Origin of the sequence: Sphingomonas sp. ERG5, from assembly GCF_000803065.1 — a bacterium.
GTDB lineage: Bacteria > Pseudomonadota > Alphaproteobacteria > Sphingomonadales > Sphingomonadaceae > Sphingomonas.
The window spans coordinates 1-1,900 of the sequence record NZ_JSXI01000007.1; the positions used below are offsets into that span (position 1 = coordinate 1).

Annotated in this window: 2 protein-coding genes; one reads left to right on the forward strand and one right to left on the reverse strand. The window is 59.1% G+C overall.

Annotated elements, in window-relative coordinates; all coding sequences use genetic code 11:
- The first annotated feature begins 66 nt into the window (after positions 1–66).
- A complete protein-coding gene (locus tag OO12_RS01960) occupies positions 67–882 on the forward strand; it encodes an APH(3')-I family aminoglycoside O-phosphotransferase (protein WP_034156961.1) in 816 nt (271 codons plus the stop codon).
- Between the two features lie 50 nt (positions 883–932).
- Here the strand turns inward: OO12_RS01960 and OO12_RS01965 are convergent.
- A partial coding sequence (locus tag OO12_RS01965; RefSeq protein WP_034156962.1) for a polysaccharide deacetylase family protein occupies positions 933–1,900 on the reverse strand: 968 nt, incomplete at its 5' end.

Genomic DNA, 1,900 nt, shown 5'->3' on the forward strand with positions numbered 1-1,900 from the left:
TGGGTCTTAGCGCCGAATCGCCGTATCGAATACAGGTGCTGAGTCTTCGGAAATTGGTTTTTTGCTATGACAAGTGAGCGACGCGAACACCCTGTCGAACCGGTTCAGTTGCCGACCGATTTGGCAGCGCTTTTACCCAATTATCGTTGGTCGAGGGACTCGGTCGGTGAATCTGGCGACGCCGTTTATCGACTGCGAAAGAACGGTGTCGCACCGGATTTGTTTCTTAAGCATGCTCCTGCATTATCTGCTCAGGACGTTGCGGGCGAAATGGTGCGGTTGCAGTGGTTGGGCGATCGCATCTCCGTCCCGGCCGTTCAGGCCTTTTTCGGTACGCCGAACGAGGCATGGCTGCTGATCACCGCATTGCCGGGCAAGACCGCGTACCAATTGCTCGAGGCCTATCCCGATGAGCGGCGTGCGATCGTCGACAGGCTCGCTCACATGTTGCGACGCCTCCATGCAATCCCGGTCGAAAGCTGCCCTTTCAATAGTGACCACCATCTGCGGCTCAGCGAAGCCCGTTGGCGCATCGATCGCGGACTGGTGGATGTCGAGGATTTCGACGAGCAACGCGCCGGCTGGTCGGCCGAAGCGGTGTGGGCCAATATGACGGGACTGCTGCCGATGGCGCAAGACCCGGTGGTGACCCATGGCGACTTCTCGCTGGACAATATTCTGCTGGCGGATGGCGATGGAGCAGGTTGCATCGATGTCGGCAGGGCAGGGGTTGCGGACCGTTATCAGGATCTCGCCATCCTGTGGAAAGGCCTCGGCGAGTTTGGTACGGCTCTGCAGCAACGGCTGTTCGAGTCCTACGGAATCGTGAAACCCGACAACCGAAAAATTCAATTTCATCTGATGCTGGATGAACTGTTTTAAACTCTGGCTTACGCTGGACAGGTGGTCAGCAATCAATCTTGCCGTCGCCGCTAGTGCCGATCAGCATCGACCCTGTCATAATCGGCGGCGATATCTTTGGGAACTTCGCTATAGCTGTCCCACGGTAGTTCCTTGCGCAGCGCCATCGACCATCGTTCGAGCCATTCGATACCGTCTTTGCCGACATAGGGATCCGTTGTCAGATAGGCGGGGTCGGCCATGGCGGTGGCGAGCGACACCGGCCGCAGCTTCTCGCGCTTGAGCAAGGCGGCGATGTCGTCGATGCAATCGGCGTTGAGGCGTGTCGCGTGCAGCAACATGACATAGGCAATGTCCCGCCCGAACAATGCGTGTGCTGCGGCGCGATACCAGCGAACGGTCTTGGCGCTGTGCTGGAGATACTCGCGGCGAATGCTCTGGCGACGGGGTTCGTCGTGACGCGCGATGGCGTCGTCGTAAGGTTCGGCGAATTCCCAATCGTCACCGTCGATCGTGACCGGCGCTATCCGGTAGCCGTGCGCTCGGAGCCAGCCGTCGATCTCGCGCTTCACTGCGAGTGGCGTGCCGGTTTCCAGATAGGGGTGGCGAAACCATGTAATGTGGCGGTGCCGGGCCGCGAGAAGATCTCGGGTAACCGGCTCTCCCTTGATGATGTCGGCGATGTAGCCCGCGGCGCCGAGCGTGTTCGGAGATTCATGCGAGAACGTGTGGTTGCCAAGATCCATCGAGGCATCGAGCCACTGCTGAAGGATCGCGATCTGCTGCGCACGGTTGAGTTCGTCCAGCTTGGATTCGTTGACGAAACCGGTTGCGGGTATCCGGTGACGTTTCAGGCCGCGGAGGATCATCGTGTTCAAATAGGTGACATATGGCTGGTCGTGCAAAATGGTCAGCGCGGGCAGGTCATCGAAGGTGATGGCGATTTCCGCGTGCGAGCTTCGAGCGTCGGCGACCGAGGGAAGGGCGGCAGCGGCAAGGCACAGCGAGGCTAACTTCAAATTCACGGCATTCACTTGTT

What these genes read in the sequence shown, in the direction of transcription:
- OO12_RS01960 (WP_034156961.1), top strand. Translation starts at nt 67, where the DNA reads ATGACAAGTGAGCGACGCGAACACCCTGTCGAACCGGTTCAGTTGCCG.